We start from the raw sequence: 25,561 nt of genomic DNA, 5'->3' as shown, positions 1-25,561 counted from the left end.
GCTGCGCTTCACCCAGCCGACGTCCTGTGCCACAAAAAAGCCGGCTTCGGCCAACGTTTGCCCTCTCGCGCGTCTTCAGTCCTGCAATGCCGTGGCGTGGAAGCGCAGGTGCTCTTCGATGAAGCTGGCGATGAAGTAGTAGCTGTGGTCGTAGCCCGGCTGCAGGCGCAGCGTGAGCGGGTAGCCGGCCTTGTCGGCGGCCTGGCGCAGCGCCTCGGGGTGCAGCTGGGTGGCGAGGAAGTCGTCGGCGTCGCCCTGGTCGACCAGCAGCGGCAGGCGCTCCTCGGCACTCGCCAGCAGCAGCGAGGCGTCCCACTCGCGCCAGCGGCTGCGCTCGGGCCCGAGGTAGCCGTTGAACGCCTTTTCGCCCCACGGGCAGTTGACCGGGTTGGCGATCGGCGCGAACGCCGACACCGAACGGTAGCGCCCCGGGTTGCGCAGCGCGCACACCAGCGCGCCGTGGCCGCCCATGGAGTGTCCGGAGACCGCGCGCCGGCCGTCCACCGGGAACACCGCCTCGATCAGCGTCGGCAGCTCGTGCACCACGTAGTCGTGCATGCGGTAGTGGCTGGACCACGGCGCCTGGGTGGCGTTGAGGTAGAAGCCGGCGCCGAGGCCGAAGTCCCAGCCGCCGGCTGGGTCGCCCGGCACGCCCTCGCCGCGCGGGCTGGTATCGGGCGCCACCAGCGCGATGCCCAGCTCGGCCGCCACGCGCTGCGCGCCGGCCTTCTGCATGAAGTTCTCGTCGGTGCAGGTCAGGCCGGACAGCCAGTACAGCACCGGCACCCGCGCCTCGGGGTTGGCCGAAGGCGGCAGGTAGATGGAGAAGTGCATGGTGCAGTTGAGCGTGCTGGAGTGGTGCGCGTAGCGCTTGTGCCAGCCGCCGAAGCTCTTGTTGCACGACACCAGTTTCAGGGTATCGGTCATCGTCTTGGCCTTGTCTGTTGCAGGGGAAGGAAACCTGTTTCAGCAGGCTGAGCGAGCCAAAGCAGGTTGAGTGCCGCCAGCACACAGGAACCCGAATGGACACGTAGTCCATGAGGATTCCGCATCGCTGGGCGAATCTCCGGGGAGATTCGCCCGCAGTACTGCCGGCAGGCACTCAAGAAGCTCAGGCGCAGCCGCCTGATGAGGCAGGTATCAACGATCGAACAGGATCACGGATCGAATGCTCTTCCCTTCGTGCATCAGGTCGAAGGCGGTGTTGATGTCGTCCAGCCCCATGGTGTGGGTGATGAAGGTGTCGAGCTCGAACTCGCCCTTCATGTAGCGGTCGACGTAGCTCGGCAGCTCGGAGCGGCCGCGCACGCCGCCGAAGGCCGAACCGCGCCACACGCGCCCGGTCACCAGTTGGAACGGACGGGTGCTGATCTCTTCGCCGGCGCCGGCCACGCCGATGATCACCGACTCGCCCCAGCCCTTGTGGCAGCACTCCAGCGCCGAGCGCATCACCTTGACGTTGCCGATGCATTCGAACGAGTAGTCGACGCCGCCGTCGGTCAGATCGACGATCACTTCCTGGATCGGACGGTCATAGTCGAGCGGGTTGATCACCTCGGTGGCGCCCAGCTGCTTGGCGATCTCGAACTTGTCCGGGTTGATGTCGATGCCGATGATGCGGCTGGCCTTGGCCATCACCGCGCCGATGATCGCCGACAGGCCGATGCCGCCCAGGCCGAAGATGGCCACGGTGGAGCCCGGCTCGACCTTGGCGGTGTTCATCACCGCGCCCATGCCGGTGGTGACGCCGCAGCCCAGCAGGCACACCTTCTCCAGCGGGGCTTCCTTGCTGATCTTGGCGACGGCGATCTCCGGCAGCACGGTGTACTCGGAGAAGGTCGAGGTGCCCATGTAGTGGTAGATCGGCTTGCCGTCCTTGGAGAAGCGGCTGGTGCCGTCCGGCATCAAGCCCTTGCCCTGGGTGGCGCGGATCGCCTGGCACAGGTTGGTCTTGCCCGACAGGCAGAACTTGCACTTGCCGCATTCCGGGGTGTAGAGCGGGATGACGTGGTCGCCCGGCTTCACCGAGGTGACGCCCGGACCGACTTCCTCGACGATGGCGCCGCCCTCGTGGCCGAGAATGGCCGGGAAGATGCCTTCCGGATCGGCGCCGGACAGGGTGTAGGCGTCGGTGTGGCAGACGCCGGTCGCCACCATGCGCAGCAGCACCTCGCCCTCTTTCGGGCCTTCCACATCCACCAGTTCGATTTCCAGCGGGCGCTTGGCGCCCCAGGCCACGGCGGCACGCGATTTGATCATGATGTTCTCCACGGTAAGAAGTTATCTCGACAGTATCGGTTGCCCTCTCCGGGTTTAAAAGGCGATTTTCGGGAAACATTATTGCCACTGAGGGATAATGGGCGACTTGAGGAAAGGATGCGCATGGACGGTTGGGAAGGCATAGCGGAATTCGTCGCGGTGGCCGAGAGCGGCAGCTTCTCGCGCGCGGCCGAACGGCTCAGGGTGTCGTCGTCGCACGTCAGCCGCCAGGTGATGCGGCTGGAAGAGCGGCTGCAGGCAAGGCTGTTCTACCGCAGCACGCGCAAGGTCAGCCTGACCGAGGCCGGGCAGACCTTCTTCAGCCACTGCCAGCAGCTGCAGGAGGCGCGCGACGAGGCCTTTCTCGCCGTCAACGCGCTGCACAGCAGCCCCAAGGGCCTGCTGCGCATGACCTGCGCCGTCACCTACGGCGAGCGCTTCGTGGTGCCGCTGGTGAACGATTTCATGGCCGAGCACCCGCAGCTCTCGGTGGAGATCGAGCTCACCAACCGCACCGCCGACCTGCTGCACGAGGGCTTCGACCTCGCCATCCGCCTGGGCCAGCTGGCCGATTCCAGCCTGGTCGCCACGCGCTTAGCCCCCCGCACCATGCACCTGTGCGCCTCCCCCGCCTATCTGGCACACCATGGCACGCCGCACACACTGGGCGAACTGGCACGCCACCAGTGCCTGATCGGCACCTCGACGGTGTGGAGCTTCCGCCTCGACGGCCGCCCCTGGCACTTCAAGCCGCAGGGACGCTGGCGCTGCAACAGCGGGCAGGCGGTGCTGGACGCCGCGCTGCGCGGCTTCGGCCTGTGCCAGCTGCCGGACTACTACGTGCGCGAGCCGCTGCGCCAGGGGCGACTGGTGGAACTGCTGCCGGCGCACACTCCGCCCAACACCGCGGTGTGGGCGGTCTACCCACAGCAGCGCCACCTCTCGGCCAAGCTGCGGCTGATGGTCGACCACCTGCGCGAGGGGCTGGCCAAGCTGCCGGAGTACCGCTGACCCGCCATCCGGGCCGCGCAAGGTTGGCCGAAGAGCGGGTGCCGCCTTACTCGCCAGCCGACGGCGGCTCCATGGCCAGATCATGGCGCAGCCGTTCCAGCGAACCGTCCTGGCGCATCACGGCCAGCCCGGCGTTGAACTCGGCCAAACGCTGTTCCCAGCCGGGCACGCGCCGCGAGAACCCGACGTAGAGCGGCAGCGAGTAGACCGGCGGCTCCAACCACACCAGCCGCCCGCGCTGCTCCGGCAGGCGGTAGCGCAGCAGGTAGCTGGCCACCCCCTTGTCGATCAGCGCCAGGTCGACGCGCCCCGCCGCCAGCTTGCGCAGGTTGGCTTCGTCGTCGATAGCCTCCTCGGTCCGCAGCCGCGCGGCCTCGACATTGGGTGGCTTGAGGTAGCCGCGCACCACGCCGATGGTGAGCGAGCGAAGCCGCGACAGGCGGCGCACGTCGTGGCGCCGATCGGCACGCGCGTAGAAGCCGACCACGTTGTCCACCAGCGGCTGGCTGTACGCCAGGAACGCCTCGCGCTCCCTGGAGTGCCACAGGCCGACGACACCGTCGCTGCTGCCCTCCTTGGCCTCGTACAGGGCACGCGCCCAGGGGCGGTACTGGATCACCACCTGGTGTCCGGCGCGGCGGAACGCCTCCGCGGCGATGGCGGTGGCGATGCCCTGTCGCGGCAGCGAGGGGCTGGTATAGGGCGGGTATTCGGTGGACAGCAGGGTCAGGGTCGCGCCGGGGCACAGCGCCGCGAGCGTGCCCAGCAGCAGCGCCGCCAGCCCCTTGCGACCGGCACGCACGATCCAGCCGCTCACCGCATCGTTTGGCATGGCGTTTTTCCCGCGGCGCTCCCGTGCCGGCCAAAACGGGGCCGGTGGCCGCTCCTTTCAGTCTAGCGCCCTGATTTTGCAGGCAACAGCTCGGCATCACCCCCGTTTTCTTCCCGCGCCGGCCACCTTGCCGTCACCTCGCCCCGGAACGCGCCGCCCGGGTGCGAACAGGCTCTTGGCGGCCGCGTCCTTGTTCTATCTTGAAACTGTGAGCCCGCGCCGGCCACGCCCTCCATCCACCGAGACCCTTCTTCTCGATGAAACACAGCATCGGCTTTCGCCTCAACCTGTTGTTCGTGCTGCTGGTCACGGCGGTGCTGAGCGTGTCCGGCTGGCTGACCTACCTCAACACCCGCCAGCAGCTGGAGCAGCAGTACAGCGAAGCGCGCCGCGCCGTGCAGCAGCGCCTGCGCACCAACCTGCCCTTGCCGATCTGGAACCTCGACACGGCGTTGCTGCAGCAGAACCTGACGGCGGAGCTGACCAGCCCGGTCGAGCGCATCGCGGTGTACGAGGAAAACGGCAAGCTGCTGCTGGCGCGCGGCGCGGAGCCGGCCGAGGCGGCGGCCGCCGAGCGGCTCGACGTGCCGCTCGCCCTCAAGCAGTTCAACCAGACCCATGCCCTCGGCCACGCCCGCGTGTGGCTGTCACGCGCCAGCATCGAGGCGCAGTTGAGCAGCCAGGTGCTGAACCGCGTGGCCGAAATCCTGGCGCTGGACGCGGTGCTGCTGATCGCCCTCTCGATCGCGTTGCGTCTCATGGTGCTGAACCCGCTAGAGACGCTGAAGGACGCCCTGGCGCTGGCGGCCGAGCACCAGGGCGGCGAGGACAGCCTCACCCTGCTCACCGAGCGCCAGGACGAATTCGGCGACGTGGTGCGCAGCTTCAACCGCATCGCCCAGCGCCTGGCCGAAGACGTGGAAAAGGGACGCCAGGCCGAAGCCGAAATCCGCCTGGCCTACGACAACCTCAAGCAGGCCCAGGCCACGCTGATGCAGAGCGAGAAGCTGGCGGCGCTGGGCGGGCTGGTCGCCGGCATCGCCCACGAGATCAACACCCCGGTCGGCATCACCCTCACCTGCGCCAGCCTGCTCGGCGACAAGACACGCCAGCTCGCCGGCCAGCTCGAGGCGGGGCAGCTGAAAAAATCCGACGTGCAGGGCTACGTGCAGACGGCGAGCGAAAGCGTCGGGCTGATCCAGGTCAACGCCGAGCGCGCGGCGCACCTGGTGCAGAGCTTCAAGCAGGTGGCGGTGGACCAGATGAGCGAGGAGCGCCGCGAGTTCGACCTCGCCGGCTACCTGCACGAAGTCATCGCCAGCCTGCGCCCCAAGTTCAAGCACAGCGCCATCCGCGTCAGCATCGACTGCGCCGAGGGCATCCGCCTCGACAGCTACCCCGGCGCGCTGGCCCAGATCATCACCAACCTGCTGGTCAACTCGCTCACCCACGCCTTCGACGAGGGGCAGCCGGGCGAGGTCACGATCCGGGCACAACAGTTGGGCGGCGAGATCGCGCTGGAATTCGCCGACAACGGCAAGGGCATCGCGCCGGAGAACCTGCCGCGTGTGTTCACGCCGTTTTTCACCACGCGACGCAGCGCCGGCGGGAGCGGATTGGGGCTGCACATTGTCTATAACATCGTCACCGGTAAATTAGGTGGACGGTTGCAGGTGGAGAGCCGGCCCAACGCGGGCACGCGCTTCACCCTGCAGTTTCCGGCGGTGGCGCCGGCGGTCAGCGAGGGCAAGGGATGAACAGCGCCGAAACGGTAACGAGCCAGGAAGACTGGCTGATCGAGGACGAAGCGGGCACCACGCCGCCACCTCCCCTGCTGCGCCCTTGGCGCGTGCTGGTGGTGGACGACGAGCCAGACGTGCACGCGGTGACCCGCCTGACGCTGCAGGGCGTCAGCTACAAGGACCGCGCCGTCGAGCTCCTGAGCGCCTACAGCGCCAAGGAAGGCATGGATATCCTGCGCACGGAAACGGACATCGCGCTGGTGCTGCTCGACGTGGTGATGGAGAGCGACCACGCCGGGCTGGAGATGGTGCGCGAAGTGCGCGAGGGGCTGGGCAACCGCCTGGTGCGCATCGTGCTGCGCACCGGCCAGCCGGGCCAGGCGCCGGAACAGGAGGTGATCGTCTCTTACGACATCAACGACTACAAGGCCAAGACCGAACTCACCGCGCAGAAGCTGTTCACCACCGTGATCGCCTCGCTGCGCGCCTACGAGAGCCTGTTCATCATCGAACGCAGCCGCCAGGGGCTGGACGCCATCCTGGCCGCCACCTCCAACCTGTACCAGATCCAGTCGCTGCGCGAGTTCGCCTCGGGCGTGCTACGCCAGATCAGCGCCATCCTCGACGTCGGCACCGACGGCGTACTGTGCGTCTGCGAGGACGCCGCCATCGCCGGCGGCACGCTGCAGGTGATCGCAGCCACCGGCCTGTTTGCCGAGCTACAGCAGAGCGGGCAGCTCGACAGCAGCAGCGCCATCTTCCAGACCATGCAGCAAGCCGCCGAGAAGCACAGCTGTATTTTCAACCACCCCGGCTCGGTGCTGTATTTCGATACCCACTCGCGGCGCACCTTCGTGATCTACTTCACCCCGCCGCGTCCGCTGTCCGAGGTGGACCAGGAGCTGCTCAAGGTGTACTGCAACCGCATCGCCGCCGCCTTCGACAACCTCTACTACCACACCCAGATGAAGAACGCCCAGGAGGCCACCGTGGTGGCGCTGGCCGACCTCGCCGAATACCGCGACAGCACCACCGGCGACCACGTGCTGCGGGTGCAGCGGCTGACCGACGCCATCGCCCACCGCATGGCGGCCAAGGGACTGCACCCGGATATCCTGACGCCGAGTTTTCTCGAAATGGTGGGCATGGCGAGCATCCTGCACGACGTCGGCAAGGTCGGCACCCCCGACCTGATCCTGCACAACCCGAGCAAGCACAACCCGGAAGAATGGGAGGTGATGAAGCAGCACGCCAGCATCGGCGCCAAGATCCTGGAGAAGTCCGCCAGCATGGTGGAGGGCGAGAGCTATCTGTCGATCGGCGCGCAAATCGCCGCCGGCCACCACGAGTACTACAATGGCAAGGGCTATCCCAACGGCGTGGCCGGCAGCGCGATTCCGCTGTCGGCGCGCATTGTCGCGGTGGTGGACGTGTTCGACGCCCTGCTCTACCGCCGCCCCTACAAGGAACCCTGGCCCTTGCCGGATTCGGTCGCCTACATCCGCGACCACGCCGGCGAACACTTCGACCCCGAGGTAGTGGAAATCTTTCTCGAGCTGATCCGGGAAGAGCACCCCGACCTGGTGCTGCCGCCGGCGAAGGCGGCGTGAGGAGCGTGGACCAATTCACGTATGCTGCTTACACGAACTGGCGTTGTGTCCGCTCCGCGGACGATATTTGAAAAGCGGTGCTGACCGCCAGCAGGCAAGGGGGCTGTGTCGCCAGCCCCCTTGCAGCCCCAGGCGACCCCGACGCCCCGTGAACTCCCGCTTGGCAAGGATGGGGCAAGGCGCCGCCGAACTCGCGATTTGCTAACGTCAAATCGCTCAAACAAGTGGCGGCTTAAAACCTTGCCCCACCCTGCCCAAGCGGCACGGGCCAACGGGGGGAGGGACGAGTCGTCACCATCCTGACTTCGATCTCTGTTGTAGTATGACGGAGTCGTCGCAGGATGAATGGAGCGCAGCGCAACCCATCGCCCGACTATGCCGTAACGGGGCAGGCCCGGCCTGCCTCACCCCTTGATGCAAATCTTCGGTCTCAGAAACGCCACGCGCCGCGCCAGCCCGGCGGCCTCGGTCACTTCCGCCACGCGGTCGACGTCCTTGTACGCCCCCGGCGCCTCTTCCGCCGCGCCGCGCAGCGAGCCGGTGCGGATCAGGATACCCTGCGCCGCCAGATCGTCCAGCAGCTGCCGGCCGTGCCAGAACTTCAGCGCCTGGTGGCGGCTCATGGCGCGCCCGGCGCCGTGGCTGGCCGAGGCGAAGGCGTGGTTCTGCCCGGGCGGGTTGCCGGCCAGGATGTAGGAGCCGGTGCCCATGCTGCCGCCGATGATCACTGGCTGGCCGACCGCGCGGTAGGCGTCGGGCAGGCCGGCGTGGCCCGCACCGAAGGCGCGCGTCGCGCCCTTGCGGTGCACGTACAGCGTGCGTTCGCGTCCCTCCACGCGGTGCCGCTCCACCTTGCAGGTGTTGTGTGACACGTCGAACAGCGTGTCGAGACGGGCGCTCGGCCAATAGCGCGCCAGCACGCGCCGCGTCAGCGCGGCCAGGATCTGGCGGTTAGCCAGCGCGCAGTTGATGGCGCTGTTCATCGCGCCTAGGTAGTGCTGCCCGGCCTCGGAGCGGATCGGCGCGCAGGCGAGCTCGCGGTCCGGCAGCGTCAAGCCGAGGCTGGCCGCCGACTTGGCCAGCAGCAACAGGTAATCGGTGCCGATCTGGTGCCCGAGCCCGCGCGAGCCGCAGTGGATCGACACCAGCACCTGCCCCACCCGGAGGCCGAAGGCCACCGCCGCGGCCTCGTCGTGGATGCGGTCCACCACCTGCACTTCCAGGTAATGGTTGCCGGAACCCAGCGTGCCCATCTCGCCCAGCTGGCGCTTCTTGGCCAGGTCCGACACCCAGCCGGGCTCGGCGCCGCCGACACAACCGCGCTCCTCGATGTAGGGCAGATCGTCGGCCGGGCCAAAACCCTGTGCCACCGCCCAGTGCGCGCCCTGCCGCATCACCTGGTCGAGCTCCCTGACGGACAGCCGCAGCCGCCCTTCTTCGCCGACCCCGGCCGGAATCTCGCGGAACAGGCTGTCGGCCAGGTGGTGCCGTTGCGGCGCCAGCTGCTCCCAGCTCAGGTCGGTGCGCAGGCAGCGGATGCCGCACGAGATATCGAAACCCACGCCGCCCGCCGACACCACCCCGCCGGCGTCGGCATCGAAGGCGGCCACGCCGCCGATCGGGAAGCCGTAGCCCCAGTGCGCGTCGGGCATGGTCATCGCCGCGCCCACCAGCCCCGGCAGCCGCGCCACGTTGCGGATCTGCTCCAGCACCTTGTCGTCCATGCCGCGCAACAGCTCGGCGTCGGCGAACAGCCGCACCTCGCCGCCCGCCTCGGCGCGGGACGGCGCCAGCGTCCACTCGTACGGCCCAGCCTGCCGCAAGCGCGCGATATCCATCATTACACCTCCTGGCCACCATCGATAAAACCTGTTCAGGAGCCGTCGCGAGCGGCCCTCAGCGAGGTGAAGAACAGCGCAGAAACCGGAATGGACAAGGAGTCCATGAGGATCATGGCTGAACGAATCTCCACGAGAGATTCGCACGCGCAGAGCAGTGCATGAGCCCCGATCAGGGCAGCGCAGCAGGATCATGGACAGGTTTTTACACGTCCACCACACAGCGCGCCCTCCACCCGCCCTCCTGCGGCGTCAGCGAGAGCTGCGTCAGGGTGGCGCCCTTGACCTCGACGCCGCGCTCCAGCGCCGCCGTCCACGGCTGCCCCGCCGCCACGCCGTGCCAGCGGCTGCCGTCGCGCTGGAGCCAGAAGCGGCACCACACCAGGCGCCGGCTCTGCGCCTCCGCCAGCAGCAGGTTGAGCCAGGTCACCAGCGCCAGCTCCGGGTCGGCCTCGTCGAAGTCCAGCTCCAGCTGCTGCTCCGGGCGCAGCGCGGCGAGATCGGTCATCACCGCGAACATCGCCTCGGCCGCCGCCTCCATCGCCGCCTCGGGGGTCGCCCCATAGGCTTCGATGCCGAGGTCGGCGTCGTGGTCGAAATAGCCGTAGCGCGGCGCTGCCGTCGTCGCCGGCACATCGGGTGGGGCCATGGCATCGCCTCCGTGCCCCGCTCCGTCCGGGAGCAGGCATCGTGAATGCTTCATTATATGAAGCCGTCCGGGCGACGGCGGCCGCGCCCCCGCACCGGCCGCCACGGTCGAAAAACCGTCGCTTTCCGCCCCGCCAGCGCCACGGCGGGCTAGCCTATGAAGTGGGAGCGAACGGCAAGGAGAGCGCGATGACCACCCTGGCGCTGGCGGGCGACGTGATGCTGGGACGGCTGGTGAGCGATATCGTGATCAAGAACCCGCCGGCCCAGCCCTGGGGCGATCTGCTGCCGATCATGGACGGCGCCGACGCCCGCCTCGTCAACCTGGAATGCGCCATCACCCGGCACCGCCAGCGCTGGACGCGCACCGACAAGGTGTTCCACTTCCGCGCCGACCCACGGGTGATCGAGGTGCTGCGCGCGGCGCGCATCGATGCCGTCGCGCTCGCCAACAACCACGTGCTCGATTACAACGAGGCCGGCCTGCTCGACACCCTGCAGCATCTCGACCGCGCCGGCATCGCCCACGCCGGCGCCGGCCACGACCTGGCCGAAGCCTGCCAGCCGGCGCTGATCGATGCCGGCGGCTGCCGCGTGGCGCTGATCGCCATCACCGACAACGAACCGCCGTTCGCCGCCACGAGCGAGCGCCCCGGCACGCGCTACCTGCCAATCGATCCGGCCAGCCTGCCGGCGCTGCAACAGCAGGTGCGGGCCGCACGCGGCGCCGATGCGGCGCTGGTGGTGCTGTCCTGCCACTGGGGGCCGAACATGGTCGAGCGCCCGCCGGCGCACTTCCGCGCTTTCGCCCGCGCCGCCGTCGACCTAGGGGTGGACCTGTTCCACGGCCACAGCGCCCACCTGTGCCAGGGCGTCGAGATTCACCACGGCAAGCCCATCCTGTACGACACCGGCGACTTCCTCGACGACTACGCGGTCGGTCCGTGGTGGCGCAACGACTGGAGCTTCCTGTTCCTGGTGACGTTCGAGCACGGCCGACTGACGCGGCTGGAGCTGGTGCCGGCGCTGCTCACGCTGGCGCGGGTCCAGCGCGCGCCCGAGCCCGAGCGTTCCGCGCTGTGCCGGCGCATGCGGGCGCTCTCGGCCGAATTCGGCACCGACTTGATCGAGGCCGGCGAACGGCTGCGCTGGCAGGCGGGGGATGGCGGGGATGCGGGGGCGTAGGCTCGCCACCGCCCGTATATGAAGAAAGCTAGTGCTCTTCCCGGTCGAGCTGCTGCGCCAGGTCCTGCAGCGCCAGGCTGATCTCGACGCGGTACGGCCGCGTGCCCGGCAAGCGGCGCAACTGGGCGGCGACATGGTCGCGGCTTTGCGCCAGGGTCACCGCCGCGCCCACACGCTGCCCCTGGCGCATGCAGCTTTGCAGCAAGGGCTCGCCGGCCGGCGGCGGTTCGTCCAGCAAGGCCACCACGTCGTGGTCGAAGCGGCCGTCCGCGGCGTAGCAGCGATACACCTGCTTGCGGCCGGGCCAGGTCGCCTTGCCGGTGGAGCGCTTGCGCCGCGCCGTGCCGGCGTATTCCTGCAGCTTGTAGACGCAGTCGAGGTAGGGGCTGTCGCAGGCGGTGTCGACGCGCGTGCCGACGCCGAAGCCGTCGATCGGCGCCCCCGCGGCGAGCAGGCAACGCAGCTCGTCCTCGTCGAGGTTGCCGCTGCAGAAGATGCCGATGCCTTGCTGGCCGGCCGCGTCGAGGATGGCCCGCACCGCGCGGGCGTGCGCGGCGAGGTCGCCGCTATCGAGCCGCACCGAGCCGATGCGGATGCCCTGCTGCGCCAGCCGGGGCGCCAGCGCCGCCACCTTACGCGCCGCCGCCTCGGTGTCGTAGGTATCGATCAGGAGCACCACGTTGTCCGGCTGCGACCGGGCGAAGCGCTCGAAGGCCTCGACCTCGGTGGCGTGTGCCTCGACGTAAGAATGCGCCATGGTACCGAACACCGGGATGCCGAACCGCATCCCGGCCTGCACCGTCGCCGTGCCGTCGTACCCCGCCAGGTAGCAGGCGCGCGCCGCCATCAAGCCGGCCTCGCCGCCGTGGGTGCGGCGAAAGCCGAAATCCACCAGGCGCTTGCCCGACGCGGCCAGCGCGCAGCGCACCGCCTTCGACGCCACCACGGTCTGGAAATGCACCAGGTTGATGAGCCGGCTCTCGATCAGCTGGGCCTGCGCGATCGGCGCCGTGACGCGCAGGATCGGCTCGTTGGGGTAGAACAGCGTGCCCTCGGGCATGGCGTCGATGTCGCCGCAGAAGCGGAAGTCGCGCAGGTAATCGAGAAACGGCGGCTTGAACCGCTGCTGGCCGGCGAGCCAGTCCAGTTCCTGCGGGGCAAAGCGCAGGGTCTCGACATACTGCAAGAGCTGTTCCAGGCCCGCCGCGATCAGGAAATCGCGCCCCGGCGGCAGGCTGCGCACGAAGCATTCGAATACCGCGGTCTCCGCCATGCCTTCGTCGAAATAGGCCTGCAGCATGGTGAGCTGGTACCAGTCGGTGAGGAGCACGCTGCCGGACGAGCCGCTCATGCCGCCAGATCCCGAAACACCACCGGATGCGCGCCGAGCCGGCACATCTCCCCCTCGGCACGCATGCCGTCGTCGGGATCGACGTTGACGGCACGGATCGCATCCACCAGCAGGCACACCGTGAAGCCCTGCTTGAGGGCGTCACGCACGGTGTTGAGCACGCAATAGTCGGTGGCGAGCCCGCCGACGAACAGACGCCCCACCCCGTTACGCTGCAGGGCATGTTCCAGCCGCGTGCCGTCGAAGCCGGAATAGGCGTCCCGCTTGCTATGCATGGCCTTCGAAACGACGACGGTCGAGCGCGGCAGGTGCAGCCTCGGCGCGAACTGGGCCCCGTTGCTGCCGGCAATGCAATGCGCCGGCCAGGCCCCGCCCTGCGGGGTGAACGAACAGTGATCGGGAGGATGCCAATCCCGGGTGGCATATACCGGCAAGCGTTGAGCCACGAAAACATCGATATAGCGGTTGAGCACCGGCACCACCTCGTCGCCGCTACCTACCGCCAACCGCCCGCCGGGCAGGAAGTCGTTCTGCACGTCGACCACGAGAAGGGCGTCACCGTGCGACAGTGTGATGACAGATGGGGACATGGCAATCATCCCGAAGCAGCAATTTCTCACTTTATTGTAGACCCGCTGTCTGGCTGCGGCAGGAACGACAAGGCTTGCGCCGGCCATTTGCAACCGAACCGACGGGGCCAGGATCAGGGTGAGAAAAAGAGATGCCGGCAGCGCGTCGGGACACCGGTGGTGCGCCATAAGCACCTGTACAAGGCCTTTTATTTCGACTGCGGCCGGGCACTGCCGGTGCAAGAAAGGCCTTGAACCGGCGCTAAGGAGACAGGTGGGTGCGCAGCCACTGCGCGGCGTCGTTGGCGACCTCGGTGAGCGTGCCCGGCTCCTCGAACAGATGGGTGGCACCGGGAATGATGACGAGCGAGGTCGGGCAGTGCATGTGGGCCTGCGCTTCCTGATTGAGGCGGATCACCTCAGTGTCGAGCTCGCCCACCAGCAGCAGGGTCGGGCTGTGCACCTGCACCAGCGACGCCGCGCCGGCCAGGTCGGGGCGGCCGCCACGCGACACCACGGCGGCGATGTCCGCGCCCTGGTGCGCCGCCGCGCGCAGCGCCGCGGCCGCACCGGTGCTGGCGCCGAAATAGCCCACCGGCAGCGCGGCGGTGTCAGGCTGGCGCTTGAGCCAGGCGGTGGCGGCCTCCAGCCGCTCGGTGAGCAGGGCGATGTCGAAGCGCGTCTGGTAGACCTGGTCTTCCTCGCGCGTCAGCAGATCGAACAGCAGCGTGGCGATGCCGGCCTCCTGCAGCACCTCGGCCACGTAGTTGTTGCGCGGACTGAAGCGGCCGCTGCCGCTGCCGTGGGCAAACAGCACCACGCCGACCGCCCCCAGGGGAATCTCGAGGTGCCCCTCGAGCCAGGCCTCCTGCACCGGAATGGCCACTTCACGCTTGCCGCTTTGCATCTTGCCCCCTCGCCGCCGGCACGCCGGTCAGCCGGTGTATCGTCCCTTCACTGTAGCCCATGGCGCTGCGTGCCGGGCGATGATCCGGGACCTGGAGCCGGGCACGCGGCGATGAGCGCACCGTGACGGCGCACGGCGACCCGCCCCCACCCGAGCGATCGCTATCAGCGCTCCGCAGCCCCTTGCTCCCGAGCCGCCCGCCAGGCCTTGGGGGTCACGCCGAAATGCGCCCGGAAGGTGCGGATGAAGTAGCTCTGGGTGGCAAAACCGCAAGCCCACGCCACCTCCTTGCCGGCCCGCGCGCTCTCGTCCAGCAGACGGGCGGCGCGCTCCATGCGCTGGCGGTTGATGAAGGCGGCGAGGTGTTCGCCGGTCGTCTGGCTGAACAGGTGCGACAGATAGTCCGCGGTGCAGCCAGACTGCGCGGCGAGACGCCGCACGCTGAGCTGATGATCGCCCAACTGGTTCTGCACCAGAACGCGCACCCGCGCCACCAGCGGCGGCTCCTGCCGGGTGTCGGCGCTGGCGTCGTCGAGCACGCGCAGCACCCCGGCGGTGGCCGCCACCACCAGCGCTCGCGCCTGGGCCGCGGCCCAGGCCGGCTCCGCGTCCACCGCCGCGCCGGAGCTGCGCCCCAGGCGCGCGGCATCGGCCAGCCAGTCGTGAATACCGTGCGCCTGAGCATGCTGACGCGCCTCCAGGTGCAGGATGCCCGGCTGCCCCGGCGCTTCCTCGTGGGCAACGTGGCAGATCAGCGTCGCCCCCTCGGCGTACACCACGATATTACAGAACGGCGTGCCGTCCTCCGCCGCACCGACGAGCTCGGCGTGCAGCAGCTTGGGAGGGAGCACCAGCGCCTCGCCCGGCCCCAGCCGCAGTTCGCCGTGCGGAAAGCGGAAGCGCGTCCACCCCGCCACCTGCAGGAACAGCTCGGGCGCCAGATGGAAGTGCCCGTCGCCGCCGGCCGCCCACTCGCCCGCCGCGCCGGGCAGCCGCAGGGGCCGGGTTCCGTCGGCCAGGCCGTGCACAAACGCCGCCAGCTCGCGGCGCATCCGGGGGGCCTGTTCGGGCGCGGCCTGGCGCGGGCTCGGCTGCCGGACGATCGCTTCGAGCGGCGGCGACAATGAATCCAGGTTTTTTGACATTCTTCGCAGTTTTTTCGCGCTCTTTCAGATTGAGGGAAGGCCCGGCGGACGGCTACTCTTTTTCACGTCGGACCACATCATTCGGCCCCACCAGCCAAGCAGGCCGGAACTCGGTCATTGCCTGGCGTTGAAACCATCCTGGAGGAACATTGTGCTAAAAACCAAGATTTCTGTCATTGTCTGGAACGAATTCCGCCACGAGCGGGAGAGCGAGGCGGTGCGCGCCATCTACCCGGACGGGCTGCACACCACCATTGCCACCGCGCTCGCCGAGACGCCGGCGCTCAACCCCGGCGCGCTGCCGCTGGAGATTGCCACCGCCACGCTCGACGAGCCCGAGCACGGCCTGTCCGAAGAACGCCTGGCCGGCTGCGACGTGCTGCTGTGGTGGGGCCACAAGGCGCACGACCAGGTAAGCGACGCCGTGGTGGAGCGCGTGCAGCGCCGCGTGCTGGAAGGCATGGGGCTGATCGTGCTGCACTCCGGCCACTTCGCGAAGATCTTCCGCCGCCTGCTGGGGACGAACTGCTCGCTGAAGTGGCGCGAGGCGGACGAGAAGGAACGCGTGTGGGTGGTCGAGCCGTCGCACCCGATCGCCGCCGGTCTCGGCGAGTACTTCGAGCTGCCGAACGAAGAGATGTACGGCGAGCGCTTCGACATTCCGCAGCCGGACAGCACCGTGTTCATCTCGTGGTTCGAGGGCGGCGAGGTGTTCCGCTCCGGCTGCTGCTGGGAGCGCGGCCACGGCCGCATCTTCTACTTCCGCCCCGGCCACGAGGCCTACCCGACCTACCACGACGCCAACGTGCAGCGCGTGCTGGCCAACGCGGTGCAGTGGGCCACGCCGCGCGTCAACATGGTCGATCGCTGCCCGATGTCGCCGCCGCTGGAAAAGCTGAGCGAAAAGACCGTGAGCTTCGGCAAAGTCGGCATCCTGCAAGGCAAGGGAGATATCCAATGAACGACGACTACAAGGTGGAAGTGAAAGACGCGCCGCGCGCCGAAGACGGCCGCCGCCTGCGCGTCGGCGTGATCGGCCTTGGCATCGGCCGGCTGCATATCGAGGGCTGGCTGCAGCACCCGCAGGTGGAGGTGGCGGCGATTTGCGACCCCGACCTCGAGCGGCTGGCCAAGGTCGGCGAGCAGTTCGGCATCGCGGCGCGCTACGACAGCGCTGACGCGATGCTGGCGGCGGAGCGGCTCGACGTGGTGAGCGTGTGCACCCCGAACAAGTACCACAAGGGGCTGACGCTGGCGGCGTTCGAGGCCGGCTGCCACGTGTTGTGCGAGAAGCCGATGGCGCTCAACGCGGACGAGGGGCGCGAGATGCTGGAAGCGGCGCGTCGCGCCGGCAAGCGCCTGATGATCAACTTCTCCTACCGCTTCTCGGCGCAGTCACGCGCGCTGAAGGCGCAGGTGGACGCCGGGCGCTTCGGCGACTTCTACTTCGGGCGCTCGGTGTGGCACCGCCGGCGCGGCATGCCGGGTTTCGGCGGCTGGTTCGGCACCAAGGCGCTGGCCGGCGGCGGCCCCTTGATCGACCTCGGCGTGCACCGCCTCGACCTGGCCCTGTGGCTGATGGGCTACCCCAAGCCGACCTGGGTGATGGGGGGCAGCTACGACCACATTGCGCGGCCGCTGGCGGCGCAATCCGGCAAGGACTTCGACGTCGAGGACCTGGCCTGCGCGCTGATCCGTTTCGACAACGGCGCCACGCTGGCGCTGGAAGCGTCCTGGGCCGCCAACATCCGCGAAGCCGAGCTGATGGAGACGCGCCTCCTTGGCACCCGGGCCGGCCTGCTGCAGCACAACGTCGGCGAGGGCTACACCTTCGACGCGCACATCTTCCTGGAGCAGGACGGCGCGCAGTTCGACATGCGCCTCAATCCAGCGGCGACACCGGCGCACTCGGCGATGCACGATTATGCCGAGGCGATCCTGAACGAGCGCCCCCACCCGGCGCCGGGCGAGGAAGGGCTGATCGTGATGGAAATCCTCGACGCGATCTACGCCAGCGCCCGCTCGGGCGAACCGGTGAGGATCGGCAGCGCGGCCCGCGGCTAGCGGCGGCGGCCGGTCTGACGCGCCACGCCCAAGGTGGCGGCATGGCCGGCCGCACGCCGTCTTCGGCCAACCTTAGCCGGTAGCGAAATGGCCCCGATCGACAGCGTGCAACAGCAACAGATCGGGAGAAACATCGAATCGTTCGCTGAGCCTGTTCCTCCCTGCCCCCATCATCGGTCACCGGCTCCAGGCTCAGAACCTGTTTACGATCTCGCGGGCTAGCGCGAGACAAGGCAAAAACGGCTGAGGAAGCGGCGTTTACAAGCAGTAAACGAGCATTCCGAAATCGTTTTTAACGCCGTATCGCAGCAGCGCAGCAGATCGTAAACCGGTTCTCAGGTCTTGAAGCGGCTCACCAGCTGGCCCAGCCCGCCCGCCAGTTCCACCAGCTGTACGCTGTGGCTCGCCGCCTCGTCGGCGTGGTGCGACACCTGGTGCGCCGCGCCGCAGACATGCTCGATGTCGCTGGAGAGCCGCGCCGTGGCCTGGTGCTGATCGGTGCTGGCGCGCGCGATCTGCGCGTTCATCTCGTGGATCACCCGCACCGACTGCGAGATGCGGCCAAACGCCTGGCGCGCCGCGCCGCTCTTGAGCACCGTGTCGTCGGACTGCGCCAGGCTGCTCGCCATTTCGCGGGCCACCAGCCGCGTGCCCTGGCCGAGCTTGTCGAGCAAGGCCTGGATCTGGCGCGTCGACTGCTGCGTGCTTTGCGCCAGCGAACGCACCTCGTCCGCCACCACGGCAAAACCGCGCCCCTGCTCGCCGGCGCGCGCCGCCTCGATCGCGGCGTTGAGCGCCAAGAGGTTGGTCTGGTCGGCGATGCCGCGGATCACCTCGAGGATGGCGGTGATGTCCTGCCCGGCGGCCTCCAGCTCCTGCAGCGACGCCGAGGCCTGGCGCAGCGTGGCGCTCAGGGCTTCGACGCTGGCCACGGTCTCGTCCACCACCTGCTCGCCCTGCAGCGCCGACTGCTGACCGTCCTGCGCCGCGGCGGCGGCCTGCTCGCAATTGCGCGCCACCGTTTCGGCACTGTCCGCCATGCGGCTGACCGCGCTCGCGGCGTTCTCCAGCACCGCGAGCTGGGCCTGCGCCGTCTGGCTCATGGTGCGCGCGACATGATCGACGCGTCCGGCCGATTCGCCCACCTCGCCGGCCTTGAGGCTGGTCTGGCGCACCAGGTGCAGGATGGTGTCGAGAATGCCGTTGAAGCGTTGCGCCAGCGTCGCGGTCTCGTCGCGCGACGTCACCGTGAGCCGGCGTGTCAGCTCGCCGTCGCCGGCGGCGATGGCGTGCAGCCCCTCGGCGACCTGCTGCACCGGGCGCGCGATCAAGCCGGCGAGCCAGCCCCCCAGCAGCGACAGCACCAGCACCAGGCCGAGGCTGATCGCCGCGATGGTCCAGGCCATGCGCTCGGCGTGGGCGTAGATCTCGGCGCGCTTGACCAGGCCGATGAACTTCCAGCCCAACAGCGGCGACTTGATCACGTTGGCCTGGTACGCCTCGCCGCCTAGCGTCACGGCGAGCTGGCCGGCGTCGAGCGCGCCGAGCGCGGCGTAGGCGCCGCCGTCAATCTCGGCCAGCTTCTTGAAGTTGTGCTCGGGCTTGAGCGGGTCGACCAGCACCGTGCCGTCGCCCTGCACCAGCATCAGGAAACCGCTCTCGCCGATGCGGATCTTGCGCACCATATCGGTCAACCCCTTGAGCGACATGTCCATGACCATCACCCCCAGCTTGCGGCCATTACGCTCGATCGAGTGCGCAGAACTGATCAGGGTGGTGTCGTCGCCCGCCCAGTAATAGGCGTCGGTCAGCACGCTGCGGCCTGGATTGGCCATTGCCAACGTATACCAAGGACGATTGCGGGGATCATACGGTGCATTCACCTTCCCCTCCGGCCACTGCACCAGCCCCCCCTGTTCCGTGCCGACATAGATATAAGCCAGTTCAGGGTGAGTGCTGCCAAACTGATGAAACAGCCGGAACAACTCCTCTTCGACACCGCCCTTATGACCCGAAGCAATGGTCTGCTCGCCAGATAAAGAAGTGAAATTGCTAACCTGTGGACCCAGTTGCTCCATTTGCGGCAAGGAGGCGAAAAAAGCGGCATTTTCAAATACCCCCTTGAAGGTGCCGCTCAGCGCTTTATCGATTTGCCGGATCTCACGGTCACTGGCCTCGATGAAATGCTGCATCGCCTCCGAACGGGCTTGCAGTATCGACAGCGTGGCGATAACCGATACCGGCAACAACGTGGTAAGCAGGAAGCAAAACACCAGCTTCGTGCGTATTTTCATATCAGACTTCTCCCCTTTTTCGCCAAGACACTTCATCCCAAGCGGCGCTTGGCGACAGCTCTCCAATTGCAGAGAGCATGAAAAGCCAGAGTCCTGGCTATATCCAGACGCACGAAGGCCCACTCCATTCGGATACGCTCCACGATGGAATGTTTAGTCTGGCGCAACACCTCGGACGAGGTATTGCGCCTATTTGGATTGGTGTAAAGCCGGAGTTAGTTGTCGAAGGCCGTCGACAGGGCGGTACTGATCCCGTCGACACACACTTTCAGCAATATTTCGCCATGTTCGGCACTGGCCTTCTTTGCCGAGGAAAGGCAGCCCGATGCCGGCGTCCATTCCGGCTTGACGGGGAAGAAATCGTAAGGAGGGAACGTGGCCGGCGGATGGTCGACCACTTTGTCGATATCCACCAGATTCGGATAGAGATGCAGCATCAGCGAGGTTTCGAGTACACCACCATGCTCTACCGCCCAGCCTGGGAATTCATCCTGATAGATTGTCTCGATTGCCTCAGGGGTGACGAAATCCCAATACGAAAGCACCACCGTAGAGAAGTCGCGAATCCCATCCCAGCGCAGTTCACGCTGTGCGAGGTCAACGCCTTCGACGATAAACATCGAATTCTCGTAATGGCCGTTGACCAGCACCGTCTTGCGAACCCCGTGACGAGCCAGTTCTTTCAAAACATCACGGATCGTGCAAGTCAGCGTGTGGCCGTCGAGACTCGTCGTCCCCGGCATATGATTCCCGCCGCCACATTTCTGCTGTGATTTGTAGCCGTAGGAGATCGGCGGTGCGACGAGCGCGTCAATGTTTCGGGCCACTCGTTCGGCAATTGCCGTCGGCAACAAGACATCGGTATTGAGCGACATATGATGGCCGTGCTGCTCGAGTGCGCCAACGGGAATCATGACGACGGTTTGACCATCTTTGACCTTGGCGTCGTAAACCGGCCAGGTCAGTTCGGAAATATGCGGGCTATGTTTCATTTCACTTCTCCAGAATGCTGCCATCACTTCGACGCAGCCAAAACATCACATCGACCCTCTCCCGGCCTGTTGAGCACCCGAAGCCCGGGAGAGGATCAGCAGAGCAAGGGGCAAACGATCTCAGGCGCTTTCCGTCGCCGTACGCTGGCCGGCCAAACCGCGCACCCACGACAGGACGATGTAAAGCACCGCCGTTATCGCTGCCGACGGCAACGAGGCCGTGTACTGCGCGGCAACATCCTTCATGCCGTAGGCGAGGATGAAATACACCGCCAGGCCCACCACCATGGCGATCCAGCCATTCGCGTTCCAATCGCCGAATGCACTGAGCGTACGCCCGCGGCTGTCTTCCTTGGCGAAGATGTCATCGTCACGCACCCGGCATTTGCGGATCAGGAAGTAGTCCACCACCACCAAGGTCCACAACGGGATGAAAATCCCCCCCACGATGCCGAGCACGAACTCGAAATACTCGACAAAGTGCTTGAACATCAGCGGCAGGAAGCACATCGCCAGCTGCAGTAGCGCGATGAAGATCAGGAATTTGCGCGGATTGGTGCTGCGAGTGGCCCCGACCAGACCCATGGCCGAGCCGTACAGCACCGTGATGTTGGTACTGATGGTGGCGAAGAACACCACGAGGAAGGCCACGATCCCCATGCCCAGCGACGCGATGATCGAGCTCGGATCGGAGTTGTTCGGGTCGAACACGCCGGTATCCAGCACCACACCGATTACGCCTATCGCGCCGACCGTCATGAACCAACCCTGGCCGATATTGACGCCCAGCCAGCTGCCCAGCGTGGCCGAGGTACCGTTCTTCGCCAAGCGCGAGAAGTCGCAGATCATCGCCCAGCCCCAGCAGAAGCCGAAGGCGAGGTCGATGAAGAACTGCGGGGTCTTCTGCTGACCCTGTGGCAGGGTGAAGTTGGCGATCTTCGCGTAATCCCAATGCTGGAGCACCACCATGGTCTCCCAGATGCCCAGCACCAGCAGCAGCGCGACGGCGATCCACTCCAGGTACTTGATCGCGGCCTGGCCATAGACAACCGTGACCCCCTGCAGCACCGCCGTGGTCACAATGCCGGCCAGCAGCGTCCAAGTGCCGCCGGGTGCACTATGCACCGGCCAACCAAACATCGCGTTGAACACATAAGAAAGCGAAATGGCAGCAATATAGGTATTGATGCTTGGCCAACCGATCAGACCGACAAACTCACCAATCCCCATCAGCCTCGCGCCCTTCACGCCAAGAGAGGGAATGGTCGAGGCGACGGTTGAGGCTCCGTGCTTGTAGCCGATCCAAGCCACCATCGCCCAAGGAATCATCATCAGGGGCAGATAGATGAAACTGTATTGCCATACGAAAGTCATGCCCAGCGCGGCCGCCATGCCCCCGAAATACCACGAGCCCGTATTGACGCCCGAGCCGAACCACGTGAACAAGGTATCTAAAAAGCCGTACTCCCGTTTATCGCGCGGGATTTGCTGTGTTCCATACTCCATCTCTCCACTCCTTTGTCATGATAAGCCATGTTAGTCACCGTTCCGATCTGCCATTCTCTCGTGGCAAAGTGACTATCCATGGGGGTCTTACTGGATCTAACGTCTCTTTTCTACAGACCTCTACATATCGCTACGGTGAATACGCTCCTTTTGAGGGTTTGTTAATAATCCGGGGTGCGGCTCGGCGTATACGCACCCGTTCAACATCTGAAACGGTGTTAATTCCTCGCCTGAGGCTGGCAAAAGATAAATTCCGTTCTTGCAAGCCCGTGCTGCTTTGGGTTTTTTCGGACCAGCCGAATCTCAGCCTCGTAGCGGCGATAAATAATATGCAGGAGAAAAGCCTGCATCGGATATTGGGAAAGAAAAACATCAGACAGTCGATTCCCTGGCCCCTACCGCTCGGGTAGGGGCCAGGAAAAAGATCAAGGATCAGCGATTGTGGTCTCGACCGAGGTTGGATCGATTAGATCGACCTCCCGGCCACAGCCGCCTCAACTCTGCACCCAGCCTTAAACGAGTATTGATTCTTGGCCAGGAAGTAGTACAGCAGACCAGGCACCAGCAGCCCGAATTCGAAGCCCACATCGCCCCAGCCCAGGACTTTAGTCATCAGAGGGCTGGCAAAAACCGGAGAGTTGGAGAAAAGTACCGAAACCGAGATACCGGCCAGCCAAGCAATCAGGCCCGGCCAGAAAATGCCTTTGTTATACCAGTAATCCCCCTGCCCCCACTTCATCATGTCGGCCGAGTTGTACCGGCCCTTGCGCATGAAATAGTCGACGGTAATGATCGCGGCCCACGGTCCGGTCCAGAAAACCATGTAACCGAGGAAGGTTTCATACACGCTGTAGAAGGATCCGTAGAAAACCGTCATGACCCGGAAGCCCAGCGTGAACAGGGCAATGATGCCGAGGGAGGCCACCCGGCTGATGGGAATCCGCAGGGCCAACAGACCGAGGCCCGCGGTATAGCCATTGGGAACGTTGGCCGCAATGCCGCCGACAATGATGGCCAGTAACAGCGGAACCATGAACCATGCCGGCAGGAACTTGTCGAGCTGGCCAACCGGGTCGTAGCCGAGATTGCCCCCTACCGCCATGGCAAACAGCACGCCGATAATTTCGCAAACGGTCAAGGCAACAAACTGACCGCCACCCGCGAAGAGCGCGATTTTCTTCCAGCTGGTTTCAGACGGGAAATAGCGGCTGTAGTCCGAGGCAAAGTTTGCCCAACCGATGGGGAACGCGCACACCACACCCATCGCCACCAGCCAGGTGCTCATGGAGGCGGAACGGCTGTCGGTCAGCAAGTGCTGGGCCAGATCGGCATGCGGATAGACGAAATACACCAGACCGGCAAACAGGGTCGCCAGAATCATGGCAATCCACTTTTCGGCGGCGATGATGGTCGCATGACCGAAGATCGCCAGGATGATCTCGGCCGCCAGGATGATGGCCAGCGAGATCCAGACCACGAGCGAACTGGTGAAGCCGCCCATTTTCATGATGGTTTCCAAGGCCTCGGTCGCCACCACCGAGTTAATCGAAAACCAGCTGAGCGCGGAAATCAGGCTGACCGCCTTGGGGAAAAACGAACCCAATTGCCCGAAAGAACTGCGGGAAACCACAATCCCGGCCGTCCCGGTTTTTGGTCCCATAATGGTAGAAAATCCAACGACCAAACAGCCGAGCAAGTTTCCTGCCAATATTGCAGCAATGGCCTGCCAGAATGAGAGCCCCTGAGAGTAGGCCATCGCTCCGGTTACCACCACTACATAGTTGATGTTTGCCCCTAGCCACATCTTGAAAAGATCTTTCGGGGAGCCATGCCTATCCTTCACGGGGATGGGCTCAAGGGCATGTTGCTCAATGCTCCATGCCTTGTCTGCCGCCACAGCGGCTTGATTATGCTGATTGCTCATTGGTTTCTCCTCCAAACTGATAGTAGTAGTGCAGTATCACCCTGCTAATCCCTCTAATTTTGTTTAAGGTTGGGATTAACTTACCACTAAAGCTTTCATACCATTCGTCATCCTCCACAAATCAATTCAGTATTATTTCTGCCCTGCCTTTCTCCTTAATAAGGCACGACTGCAATGAAACTGAACTGCCCGCCAACCCATGGCTAGTGGAAATTGTGGCGACTCCGAGCATTTTGCAATTACCGTTAATTATCTTGTCGGGTGACTTTCTCCTTCACGTCCAAATTACAGCGATAAGGCAATAACGACATTGCCCAGCTTTACTGGCGGTTTAAAGCACCACCGTACGTTTTCCGTTGATGAACACCCTCCTCTCGATAAAGGCCTTGACCGCGCGAGCCAATGCCAGGCATTCGACGTCACGCCCGGTAGCGAGCAGGCGCTCTGGATCATAACTGTGATCCACTCTTTCGACCACTTGTTCGATAATCGGCCCTTCATCCAGCTCGTCGGTGACGAAGTGGGCGGTGGCGCCGATCAGCTTGACGCCGCGCTCGTAGGCCTGGTGGTAGGGCTTGGCGCCCTTGAAGCCGGGCAGAAACGAGTGGTGGATGTTGATCACGCGTCCGGCGAAGTCGGCGCTGAAGGCGGCCGACAGCACCTGCATGTAACGCGCCAGCACCACCAGTTCGGCGCCGCTCGCGGCGATCAGCGCGCGCAGGCGCGCTTCCTGTTCGGGCTTGCTGTCCGGGGTGAGCGGCAGGTGGTGGAAGGGAATGCCGTTGGCTTCGGCCAACGGGGCCAGCGTGTCATGGTTGGAGACGATGGCGACCACGTCCATCTTCAATTCGTCCATGCGCCAGCGGAACAACAGGTCGGCCAGGCAGTGGTCGAGCTTCGACACCATGATCAGCACCCTGGGGCGCACCGCCTGGTCGTGGAGCGCCCAGCGCATGCCGAAGCGCGCCGCCACCGGGACGAAATCGCGGCGCAGTTCGTCCAGCGCCAGCGCCTGTCCGGCGCGATGGTGGAAGATGCAGCGCAGGAAGAAGCGCTGCTGGCATTCGTCGTCGAACACCGCGAGCTCGTCGATGTAGCAGCCGCGCCGGTCGAGGAACTCGACCGCGGACGCCACCTCGCCGGCTTCGCTCGGACAATCCAGGGTCAGGCTGAATGGGTGGGAAGGATGGCTGGATTTCATGTTTCTCTCCATGGTCCGTCAGGCCTGCTCGGCCACCGCCCGGGGCTGCCCCTGGTCGGCGCGGCGCGTGTCGTGCCAGTGCTGGTAGTCCTGGCGCGACCACGACACCTTCACCCCCACCCGGCGCGCCACCTCCACCGCGTTCGGCTTGAACAGCGTCAGGTCCACCTGTTCCAGGGTCGGGAAGCGGCGGAACGACAACTGCAGCAGGTTGATCGCCAGCTGCTCCACCAGGTCGGTGCCGGGCTGGCTTTCCAGATAGGCGCACAGCACCTGGCAGTAGCGGTGGTAATCCAGGCACTCGGCGATGTCCTCCGGCTGGCCGGGGTGGCAGTAGCGCAGCACGGCGTCGATCACCACCGGCTGCGGCGCGCGCTCGTAGTCGTAGATGCCGACCACGGTCTGGGTCGCCAACCCGTCGATGACGATCTCCCAGGTGCGGGAGGCGGCGTGGCTCTGAGGCTGCATGTCGGAACTTCCTAC

21 protein-coding genes are annotated in these 25,561 nt (G+C 65.8%); 6 read left to right on the top strand and 15 right to left on the bottom strand.

The window, feature by feature from the left end; all coding sequences use genetic code 11:
• Nucleotides 1-75: 75 nt before the first annotated feature.
• Together fghA and NH8B_RS06640 are read right to left on the bottom strand one after the other, a co-directional pair.
• Complete coding sequence (gene fghA / locus NH8B_RS06645; RefSeq protein ID WP_198408209.1) at nucleotides 76-915, bottom strand: S-formylglutathione hydrolase; 840 nt, start codon at nucleotides 913-915, stop codon at nucleotides 76-78.
• Nucleotides 916-1,140: 225 nt separating this feature from the next.
• The gene (locus NH8B_RS06640) at nucleotides 1,141-2,259 is read right to left on the bottom strand and encodes an S-(hydroxymethyl)glutathione dehydrogenase/class III alcohol dehydrogenase (RefSeq protein ID WP_008955516.1); all 1,119 of its coding nucleotides are present in this window, start codon (nucleotides 2,257-2,259) and stop codon (nucleotides 1,141-1,143) included.
• Nucleotides 2,260-2,382: 123 nt separating this feature from the next.
• On the opposite strand from NH8B_RS06640, the gene NH8B_RS06635 reads away from it, so the two are divergent.
• The gene (locus NH8B_RS06635; RefSeq protein WP_041702868.1) at nucleotides 2,383-3,270 is read left to right on the top strand and encodes a LysR substrate-binding domain-containing protein; all 888 of its coding nucleotides are present in this window, start codon (nucleotides 2,383-2,385) and stop codon (nucleotides 3,268-3,270) included.
• A gap of 46 nt (nucleotides 3,271-3,316) precedes the next feature.
• Here NH8B_RS06635 and NH8B_RS06630 read toward each other — a convergent pair whose 3' ends face one another.
• A complete protein-coding gene (locus NH8B_RS06630) occupies nucleotides 3,317-4,102 on the bottom strand; it encodes a substrate-binding periplasmic protein (RefSeq protein WP_014086586.1) in 786 nt (261 codons plus the stop codon).
• A gap of 257 nt (nucleotides 4,103-4,359) precedes the next feature.
• Between NH8B_RS06630 and NH8B_RS06625 the strand changes: the two genes are divergently transcribed.
• The gene (locus tag NH8B_RS06625; RefSeq protein ID WP_014086585.1) at nucleotides 4,360-5,859 is read left to right on the top strand and encodes a sensor histidine kinase; all 1,500 of its coding nucleotides are present in this window, start codon (nucleotides 4,360-4,362) and stop codon (nucleotides 5,857-5,859) included.
• Complete coding sequence (locus NH8B_RS06620; RefSeq protein ID WP_014086584.1) at nucleotides 5,856-7,454, top strand: DUF3369 domain-containing protein; 1,599 nt, start codon at nucleotides 5,856-5,858, stop codon at nucleotides 7,452-7,454. Before NH8B_RS06625 ends, NH8B_RS06620 begins: the two co-directional genes overlap by 4 nt.
• 404 nt (nucleotides 7,455-7,858) lie before the next feature.
• On the opposite strand, the gene NH8B_RS06615 is transcribed toward NH8B_RS06620, so the two are convergent.
• Together NH8B_RS06615 and NH8B_RS06610 are read right to left on the bottom strand one after the other, a co-directional pair.
• Nucleotides 7,859-9,295, bottom strand: coding sequence for an RtcB family protein (locus NH8B_RS06615; protein ID WP_232503543.1), 1,437 nt, complete (start codon nucleotides 9,293-9,295; stop codon nucleotides 7,859-7,861).
• Nucleotides 9,296-9,497: 202 nt separating this feature from the next.
• Complete coding sequence (locus NH8B_RS06610; RefSeq protein ID WP_014086582.1) at nucleotides 9,498-9,941, bottom strand: archease; 444 nt, start codon at nucleotides 9,939-9,941, stop codon at nucleotides 9,498-9,500.
• A gap of 188 nt (nucleotides 9,942-10,129) precedes the next feature.
• Here NH8B_RS06610 and NH8B_RS06605 point away from each other — a divergent pair, with 188 nt between their 5' ends.
• Nucleotides 10,130-11,125 carry a CapA family protein gene (locus tag NH8B_RS06605; protein WP_014086581.1) on the top strand — a complete coding sequence of 332 codons (996 nt, stop codon included), beginning with the start codon at nucleotides 10,130-10,132 and terminating at the stop codon, nucleotides 11,123-11,125.
• 28 nt (nucleotides 11,126-11,153) lie between these two features.
• Here the strand turns inward: NH8B_RS06605 and NH8B_RS06600 are convergent, their stop codons facing one another.
• The 4 genes from NH8B_RS06600 to NH8B_RS06585 all read right to left on the bottom strand — a co-directional run bounded on the left by NH8B_RS06600 (nucleotide 11,154) and on the right by NH8B_RS06585 (nucleotide 15,097).
• Nucleotides 11,154-12,476, bottom strand: a complete 1,323-nt coding sequence (locus tag NH8B_RS06600) for a nicotinate phosphoribosyltransferase (protein WP_014086580.1) — start codon at nucleotides 12,474-12,476, stop codon at nucleotides 11,154-11,156.
• Nucleotides 12,473-13,066: an isochorismatase family protein gene (locus tag NH8B_RS06595; RefSeq protein ID WP_041703354.1), complete on the bottom strand. Its 594-nt coding sequence runs from the start codon at nucleotides 13,064-13,066 to the stop codon at nucleotides 12,473-12,475. The genes NH8B_RS06600 and NH8B_RS06595 overlap by 4 nt, the downstream gene beginning before the upstream one ends.
• Before the next feature lie 241 nt (nucleotides 13,067-13,307).
• A complete protein-coding gene (locus NH8B_RS06590; protein ID WP_014086578.1) occupies nucleotides 13,308-13,952 on the bottom strand; it encodes a dienelactone hydrolase family protein in 645 nt (214 codons plus the stop codon).
• 164 nt (nucleotides 13,953-14,116) lie between these two features.
• Nucleotides 14,117-15,097 carry a helix-turn-helix transcriptional regulator gene (locus NH8B_RS06585; RefSeq protein ID WP_232503542.1) on the bottom strand — a complete coding sequence of 327 codons (981 nt, stop codon included), beginning with the start codon at nucleotides 15,095-15,097 and terminating at the stop codon, nucleotides 14,117-14,119.
• Nucleotides 15,098-15,248: 151 nt separating this feature from the next.
• Here NH8B_RS06585 and NH8B_RS06580 point away from each other — a divergent pair, with 151 nt between their 5' ends.
• Nucleotides 15,249-16,058, top strand: coding sequence for a ThuA domain-containing protein (locus NH8B_RS06580; RefSeq protein WP_014086576.1), 810 nt, complete (start codon nucleotides 15,249-15,251; stop codon nucleotides 16,056-16,058).
• On the top strand, nucleotides 16,055-17,161 hold the full coding sequence (locus tag NH8B_RS06575; protein WP_014086575.1) for a Gfo/Idh/MocA family protein: 1,107 nt from the start codon (nucleotides 16,055-16,057) through the stop codon (nucleotides 17,159-17,161). The genes NH8B_RS06580 and NH8B_RS06575 overlap by 4 nt, the downstream gene beginning before the upstream one ends.
• Before the next feature lie 335 nt (nucleotides 17,162-17,496).
• On the opposite strand, the gene NH8B_RS06570 is transcribed toward NH8B_RS06575, so the two are convergent.
• From NH8B_RS06570 to NH8B_RS06545, 6 genes are all read right to left on the bottom strand, one after another.
• The gene (locus NH8B_RS06570; protein WP_014086574.1) at nucleotides 17,497-19,455 is read right to left on the bottom strand and encodes a methyl-accepting chemotaxis protein; all 1,959 of its coding nucleotides are present in this window, start codon (nucleotides 19,453-19,455) and stop codon (nucleotides 17,497-17,499) included.
• A gap of 215 nt (nucleotides 19,456-19,670) precedes the next feature.
• Nucleotides 19,671-20,447, bottom strand: a complete 777-nt coding sequence (locus tag NH8B_RS06565; protein ID WP_014086573.1) for a creatininase — start codon at nucleotides 20,445-20,447, stop codon at nucleotides 19,671-19,673.
• Between the two features lie 120 nt (nucleotides 20,448-20,567).
• Entirely contained in the window at nucleotides 20,568-21,953 is a 1,386-nt protein-coding gene (locus NH8B_RS06560; RefSeq protein WP_014086572.1) for a purine-cytosine permease family protein, read from the bottom strand.
• 466 nt (nucleotides 21,954-22,419) lie between these two features.
• Nucleotides 22,420-23,877, bottom strand: coding sequence for a purine-cytosine permease family protein (locus tag NH8B_RS06555; RefSeq protein WP_041702866.1), 1,458 nt, complete (start codon nucleotides 23,875-23,877; stop codon nucleotides 22,420-22,422).
• Nucleotides 23,878-24,208: 331 nt separating this feature from the next.
• Nucleotides 24,209-25,078 (bottom strand): formyltetrahydrofolate deformylase, encoded by an 870-nt coding sequence (gene purU, locus NH8B_RS06550; RefSeq protein ID WP_014086570.1) that lies wholly within the window; start codon nucleotides 25,076-25,078, stop codon nucleotides 24,209-24,211.
• 18 nt (nucleotides 25,079-25,096) lie between these two features.
• Nucleotides 25,097-25,546 carry a dihydroneopterin aldolase gene (locus tag NH8B_RS06545; protein WP_014086569.1) on the bottom strand — a complete coding sequence of 150 codons (450 nt, stop codon included), beginning with the start codon at nucleotides 25,544-25,546 and terminating at the stop codon, nucleotides 25,097-25,099.
• Nucleotides 25,547-25,561 lie beyond the last annotated feature (15 nt).

Origin of the sequence: Pseudogulbenkiania sp. NH8B, from assembly GCF_000283535.1 — a bacterium.
GTDB classification, from domain to species: domain Bacteria; phylum Pseudomonadota; class Gammaproteobacteria; order Burkholderiales; family Chromobacteriaceae; genus Pseudogulbenkiania; species Pseudogulbenkiania ferrooxidans.
Note: the sequence above shows the minus strand (reverse complement) of the source record. Positions and strands in the feature narration are given on the sequence as shown.